Raw genomic sequence first — 6,344 nt, forward strand, 5'->3', positions numbered from 1 at the left:
ACATTAACATCTCTCCCTGTATATGGATAAATTCATCGTAAACGATAGCTCCCGCAAAGTCAAGCATGCCTTCAAGCCCCAGCCCCGCTGGCTTTGCGCGCTTCTCCGTCCGCCCGGGGCATGGGGCTGCGTCCCCCCGCTTGACGGTAGGCGGGCGGATTCTCTATTCCAGCCGCCCGGGTGCCTTTTTCTTGTACTGAGTGGGAGACAGACCGGTATGGCGCTTGAATATCCGCGAGAAATAGGCCAAGTCGTTAAACCCGACGCCGAAGCAGATTTCCGTAATCGACATATCCGATTCCAGCAGACAATCGACCGCTTTTCGCACCCGCAGATCAATCAAGTAATCATTGAAGGTTTTGCCGGTGAAACGCTTGAACAAGTAGCAGAAATACGTCTTCGACAAGCTGAACTCGCGGCACAGCCGTTCCAGCCTCAGCTCTTCCGCATAGTGAACATGAATATACTCGGTGACGGAGGTAATGACGTCCCGGTATTTTTCCACCCGATCGTCTTCTTCGCTTGTCTTGTCGGCCGGCTTCGTATACTCGCGGATAATAATCGCCAGCAGCCGGAGCAGATCGGCCTTCAGCACCAGCTCGTAATACCGGCGGGTATGCTGATACTCCTCCAGCATCTCCTGCAGCAGCAGCCCCACCTGGATATCGGTATCACCCGTCAGGGCCACTTTTGGCGTCGACTGCTTCTCATCCATCAGGAACTGCTCGAGGTAAGAAAAGTCAACGCCCCGCTCGCCGTCGCGCTCCGCCGGATCAAGGACGAAATGCGGCAAAAATTCGCACCCGATAATCTCGACCTCTTGCCCGGCCACCATCTCTACCCGATGGACCGCGAACGGCGGGATAATAAATAAATTCCCTTTGACCATATGATAACTATGATGGTTAATCGTATGCTTGAACTCGCCTTTCAGCACGTACCAGATCTGAATGTAGTCATGAGTATGATCCCAGATGTTGCCGATCGACTGATCCAACCGGTACACCTTGCAAGGAAGATGGGCCTGCAGCTCCTGCTCCGAACGAAATTCGATGACGCCGCGCGCCTCAGCCTCGCTGTCATGACCGCGCCTGCCGTCATGTGACATGTACATCACCCTGTCTGTCCATTGAAAAGATAAAATTCCTTGCTTCTATTGTACAACGCTTTCAGCCGTTTGCCCAATTGGTAGTTGCCGGACATTCGCTTTTGCCGATGCGCAATATATCGCTCCATTCTAAAAGTCCGGTAAATAAGTCACGGCCTGGGAGCGAGTGAGGTCTCCACTCGCGACTGTAGCTGATATTAAGATTCTTGAACCCGCATGAGGAGAAAATCAGACATGCAGAGGTGACCGATGTTGCTGTTCCGACTCCCCCTCGGCCCTTTACCCCTTTGTTCATCAGACTTCTTGAGGATATTGCTGTGATTCGTTCTTCCAACTAACTTTTATAATTTCTTATGACTCAAAATCAGGATTTACATTTTAACTTATAAATGGTAGGTTAAGGTTAGAGGTATTGTCCTACTCAGATATAGGTATTCCCTTACATCTCCTCTAATCAAATTTGCTAAAAGGAGTTGAACTGCTTTATGAACTACAAAAAAGTAGCTCTACTGGGAATAATGTGTTTCTCGTTGCTGTGCCCGCTGTCTGTCCAGGCGCAAAATCACACCGATACTTCCAAAATCGAGCAGCAACAACAGCTTACTGACAAAGAAATTCAAGAGAAGTTGAGCTTGATCGGCAACAAATACCGCGTGGGTGAACTGCTATCAGAAGAAGACGCCAATTTCGTAAGGACATATGCGAAACAGCCCTCTCACCCAAGCGAGTTTGCACTGTTTAAAACAGCAACATTCACAGGAAGCTACGGCAATGTCGAGTTAACGGGAACGGGAACTGTAGATTTGGGCATTATTAACAATAGCACTCAAGGCTCTTTCATTGTTCGAGATACAAAAAAGAACTACCATAAAACAATAGGCAGCGTAGCAGAATTACGATGCTTTGGAGTTTTTGGCGAGGGGGGAACCGGCATCGGATTAGTATACTCCAAAGACTATAAGAATGAGAGTACAAACGCTAATTATAACAAAAACTCATTCAGTGATAATTTTGTCGCCAGCGTTGCGTATTATACTTTTGAAGTTCGCGGCTTGGTAGACGGCAATTCCTTCTCTACTACCGCTAACGACTAGAAATATGACGTCAGTCTTCCTTGGACTCTCCAGGGAAGACTGACTTGTTTCCATGAAATCATTTCAGAAATTATATGTGCCTATGGGAGGGTCCGTATATGTCCTGGCGGCAAAAAGCAGCGCTTATCATACTACTCATACTGATCGTTTTTATTTTAGGGTATTTTTTTGACCGTTAAAATTAGCCGATTATCGTAACGGCAGGCCTAATCCCCCGCCGCGGGGCTTCCGGCCGCGTCAGGCGGCCGGACGGGTCGAGCCCGGCCCAGCGCCGTTCTTCCGCGATTTGCGCTCCGTGAGGTTCCATCGTTTCTGCAGGATGGCGAGCAGCACATCCGCGACGATGGCGAGCAGCGCCGCCGGGATCGCCCCGGCGTAGATGCGCAGCGGGTTCTGCGAATTGATGCCGGCATAGATTTCCCGGCCCAATCCGTCCCCGCCGACGATAGGCGCGATCGTCGCGACCCCGATCGCGATGACGGCCGCGATGCGCAGCCCGGTCAGCATGTAGGTCAGCGCCAGCGGGAACCGCACCTTGAACAGCAGTTGCAGCGGACTCATGCCGACGCCGCGGCCGGCTTCCACATAGCTCGCATTGACCTGCTTCAGGCCGACGTACGTATTGCGCACGATCGGATTGAGCGAATACAGGAGCAGGCCGACGACGACCGTCTTCGTTCCGAGCCCGAACGCGAGCATCAGCAGCACGAGCAGGGCCAGGCTCGGGATGACCTGAAGCGTGCTCGTCACGGCGAGAATGAGCCTGGACAAGCCCTTGTACCGGGCGCACAGCACGCCGAGCGGAACGCCGATGACGAAGGCCAGGCCGACTCCGGTGAGCACCATTACGATATGGGTCACGAAATATTCCCATAATAAATCCGTATTGCGGCCGATATACGCGATCAAATCCGCAATTGTCCATTCATAGCTTCCCATTGCGTGCCTCCTTTCTTACTGAAGCAGTCCGACTCGTTTTAAATAATTGACGGCCACTTCCCGTTCGCTTTTCTTTTCGACATCCACTTCATAATTCAAATCGATCATCGTCTTCTCGTCCAGGGTTCCCACGAGCAGGCCGAGCACCTCCTTCAATTCCGGATGCGCCTCCAGCACATCCTTGCGCACCACGGTCGAAGCGTCATACGGCGGGAAAAACTGCTTGTCATCCTGCAGCGTCTTCAATTGGTAAGCCTTCAGGCGCGAATCGGTGGAATAAGCAAGCACAATATCGACCTGGTTGTTCGCCACCGCCTCGTACACGAGGCTTTGCTCCATCGGGAACTCCTTGCCGAACCGGAAGCCGTATTCATCCTGGAAACCCTTATACCCGTCCAGCCCCCGCTCGAGCCAGGTCGTATCGACGCCGAGCCGCAGACTGCCGGCATCCTTCTGCACATCGGATATTTTCTCATATCCGCGCTCCTGCGCCAGATCGCTCCGCACGGTGAAGGCATACGTATTCTCGAAGCCGAGCGGATCGAACCACGTAAAATCAAAATATTTATCGAAGCCCTCCTGGGCCTGCTTCAATACCTCATCCCGCTTTTTCGTCTCGACGACCGGGAAATGGTTGTTGAAGATCTCGCCTGTATAGAGCGTGGCAATCTGCAGCTCGTTCTTCTTCATCGAGTTAATGACGATGCCGCTCGCCGCCAGGTCTGGCAGCACCTTGGCCTTCAGTTCGGTGCGGTCTTCAATGAGCGCCTTGTACATTTCGGCCAATATTTTCGCCTCGGAATAGGTCTGCGCTCCGATGACAAGCCGATTGTCCAGCCCGCAGGAAGACAGCAATATCGTCAACGCCAGCAGGGCAATCGCGAGGCCCGCCGGCCGTGTTCGTCCAGTCATACCGAATCCTCCTCCTTCATTCACTTCAGTCCCGGACCGTACCCCCCGTTACGGACGGCAATGTTAAGCAGACAAGCTGCTCGTCCGTCCAAAACGGCGTGTAAGTGCTTTTTCCAAAAGCCCGAGAAGTCCGTCGATGACAAACGCGAGCACGATGGCCCCGACGGCTCCGGTAACGATCAGCTCCGGCTTGTTGACGCCCATGCCCGATACGATCAACTGTCCCAGGCCCCCGGCCCCGATCAAGGCGGCGAGCGTCGCCCAGCTAATAATATAGACCGTCGTTACGCGCACGCCGGACATAATATAAGGCAAGGCCAGCGGAAGCTGAATGCGCACAATTCGCTGGAACGTCCCATAGCCCATGCCGCGAGCCGATTCCAGCACGCTCCGGTCCACGGACTCGAAGCCATCGTACGTATTGCGCAGGATCGGCATAATCGAATAGAGGAACAAAGCGAATATGGCCGGCTTCATGCCGATGCCCATCAGCGGAATCATAATGGCCAGCAGCGCGAGACTCGGCACGGTCTGGAGCAGATTGGCAACGAAGAATACGATGCTGTTCAGCCAGGAGAACGTATTGTAGATAAGCGCGATGCCGAGCGGAATGGCAACGAGGCACCCGATCAGCACCGAAGCGGCCGAGATGACCATATGTTCGGCCAGCGCCGTGACGATGTCGCTTCCACGCTCTTGCAGAAATGTCCACCATCCACCCATCGGTTACGCCTCCTCTCCGAATGTATTCGGCGCGCTCTCCATGATCGAGGGATATACGTCCGCCAAATGCTTTACGATGCTGCCGCGGGTAATCAAGCCGATAAACTTGCCGTTCTCGTCAACGACAGCCAAAATCGTAAGCCGGTTGTCGCTCATGATCTTCACCGCTTCCGGCAGCGGCGTTCCCGGCCGGACGAAATAGCCGATCGGCCGCATTACATCCTTCACCCGCTTGTTCTCCTCCCCGTATTGGTCCAGCACCTTATAAATGGAGACGATGCCCTGCAGCTTGTCGTCACGGTCGACGATGAACAGCGAGTCCACCTTGCGGCTCTCCATCAGCTTGATCGCTTCCGCCAGCCCCCGGTTCGGATACGCCGTCACCGGCTTCGGCACCATCACTTCATCCACGACCGGAATATCGAAGCCGGCCGCTCCCTCCAGCCGCTTCTGGCCGATGAATGTGCGGACGAAATCATTGGCCGGATGCCGAAGAATAGATTCCGGCGATCCGGTCTGCACGACTTCGCCATCCTTCATCAGCACGATCGTATCCGCGATTTTGATCGCCTCATCCATGTCATGGGTGACGAAAATAATCGTTTTGTTCAGCTCCTGCTGCAGCCGGATCAGCTCATCCTGCAGTTGCTCCCTGCTGATCGGATCGAGCGCGCTGAACGGTTCGTCCATCAAAATGATGTCCGGATCGGCGGCGAATGCGCGGATGACGCCAATGCGCTGCTGCTGGCCGCCGCTCAACTCGGAAGGATAGCGATCGCGGTACACTTCCGGATCGAGGTGAACGAGCCGCAGCAATTCATCCACCCGTTGTTCGATCTTGGCTTTATCCCATTTCTTCAATTGCGGGACGACGGCAACGTTTTTGCCGATGGTCATGTGGGGGAATAATCCGATGTTTTGAATGACGTAGCCGATATTGCGCCGGAGCTCCACAGCGTTCTGCTCCGAAATATCTTGGCCGTTAATGAGGATTTTTCCGCTTGAAGGGGTCATCAGACGGTTAATCATTTTCATAGTGGTCGATTTGCCGCATCCGCTCGGTCCGATCAGAACGGTGAGCTCGCCCTTCTTGAATTCCAGATTGATGTCTTTCAATGCTTGAAAGCCACCTTCGTATACCTTATTTACTTTTTGGAATTGGATCATGCGCCATCACCTCTTTTTTATAAAAAATATTGATAGAAGCTGTTGACCCCTGCGGGTACTGCCAAGTATGTAGATGAATCCGGCCGACCTGAAATGGGGAGCGGTTATTTGTTATGTGTACGCGAATCAGCACAAGGAATAGAACGCGCGATCGCTGATAGCGCATTTACACATAAGCATACTTTATAATTAAACCTATCCTGACCATATGAAACAAAAGACTTAGGTTTCGACAAAAAACAGGCCTCTTGGTCTTCATTATCTGCAATTTTTGGATTCTTATGTTTACCAAAAAAACCGTCCATCTCCAACCACAAATCGAGTAGGAGGGGGCGCCTAGCCCCCGACCTCTCACACCACCGTACATACCGTTCGGTATACGGCGGTTCATGTTATATTCC

At 52.9% G+C, this 6,344-nt stretch carries 6 protein-coding genes; 1 reads left to right on the forward strand and 5 read right to left on the reverse strand.

Annotation, left to right across the window (positions count from 1 at the left end):
* Positions 1 to 163 precede the first annotated feature (163 nt).
* Positions 164 to 1,108, reverse strand: a complete 945-nt coding sequence (locus tag ABD76_RS21585) for an AraC family transcriptional regulator (protein WP_197259157.1) — start codon at positions 1,106 to 1,108, stop codon at positions 164 to 166.
* Between the two features lie 485 nt (positions 1,109 to 1,593).
* Here ABD76_RS21585 and ABD76_RS21590 point away from each other — a divergent pair, with 485 nt between their 5' ends.
* Positions 1,594 to 2,202 (forward strand): hypothetical protein, encoded by a 609-nt coding sequence (locus ABD76_RS21590; RefSeq protein WP_197259158.1) that lies wholly within the window; start codon positions 1,594 to 1,596, stop codon positions 2,200 to 2,202.
* A gap of 237 nt (positions 2,203 to 2,439) precedes the next feature.
* Here ABD76_RS21590 and ABD76_RS21595 read toward each other — a convergent pair whose 3' ends face one another.
* The 4 genes from ABD76_RS21595 to ABD76_RS21610 form a co-directional block, all read right to left on the reverse strand.
* The gene (locus ABD76_RS21595) at positions 2,440 to 3,141 is read right to left on the reverse strand and encodes an ABC transporter permease (RefSeq protein ID WP_168178301.1); all 702 of its coding nucleotides are present in this window, start codon (positions 3,139 to 3,141) and stop codon (positions 2,440 to 2,442) included.
* A 15-nt stretch (positions 3,142 to 3,156) separates the two neighbouring features.
* Positions 3,157 to 4,053: a glycine betaine ABC transporter substrate-binding protein gene (locus ABD76_RS21600; RefSeq protein ID WP_197259159.1), complete on the reverse strand. Its 897-nt coding sequence runs from the start codon at positions 4,051 to 4,053 to the stop codon at positions 3,157 to 3,159.
* Between the two features lie 63 nt (positions 4,054 to 4,116).
* On the reverse strand, positions 4,117 to 4,776 hold the full coding sequence (locus ABD76_RS21605; protein WP_168178303.1) for an ABC transporter permease: 660 nt from the start codon (positions 4,774 to 4,776) through the stop codon (positions 4,117 to 4,119).
* A gap of 3 nt (positions 4,777 to 4,779) precedes the next feature.
* A complete protein-coding gene (locus ABD76_RS21610; RefSeq protein ID WP_197259160.1) occupies positions 4,780 to 5,943 on the reverse strand; it encodes an ABC transporter ATP-binding protein in 1,164 nt (387 codons plus the stop codon).
* Between the last annotated feature and the right edge of the window lie 401 nt (positions 5,944 to 6,344).

Origin of the sequence: Paenibacillus dendritiformis, from assembly GCF_015845845.1 — a bacterium.
Classification (GTDB): Bacteria; Bacillota; Bacilli; order Paenibacillales; family Paenibacillaceae; genus Paenibacillus_B; species Paenibacillus_B dendritiformis_C.

Bases quoted from the DNA above. Each gene is read 5' to 3' on its own strand.
- ABD76_RS21585 (WP_197259157.1), bottom strand. From the start codon at position 1,108: ATGTCACATGACGGCAGGCGCGGTCATGACAGCGAGGCTGAGGCGCGC.
- ABD76_RS21590 (WP_197259158.1), top strand. From the start codon at position 1,594: ATGAACTACAAAAAAGTAGCTCTACTGGGAATAATGTGTTTCTCGTTG.
- ABD76_RS21595 (WP_168178301.1), bottom strand. From the start codon at position 3,141: ATGGGAAGCTATGAATGGACAATTGCGGATTTGATCGCGTATATCGGC.
- ABD76_RS21600 (WP_197259159.1), bottom strand. From the start codon at position 4,053: ATGACTGGACGAACACGGCCGGCGGGCCTCGCGATTGCCCTGCTGGCG.
- ABD76_RS21605 (WP_168178303.1), bottom strand. From the start codon at position 4,776: ATGGGTGGATGGTGGACATTTCTGCAAGAGCGTGGAAGCGACATCGTC.
- ABD76_RS21610 (WP_197259160.1), bottom strand. From the start codon at position 5,943: ATGATCCAATTCCAAAAAGTAAATAAGGTATACGAAGGTGGCTTTCAA.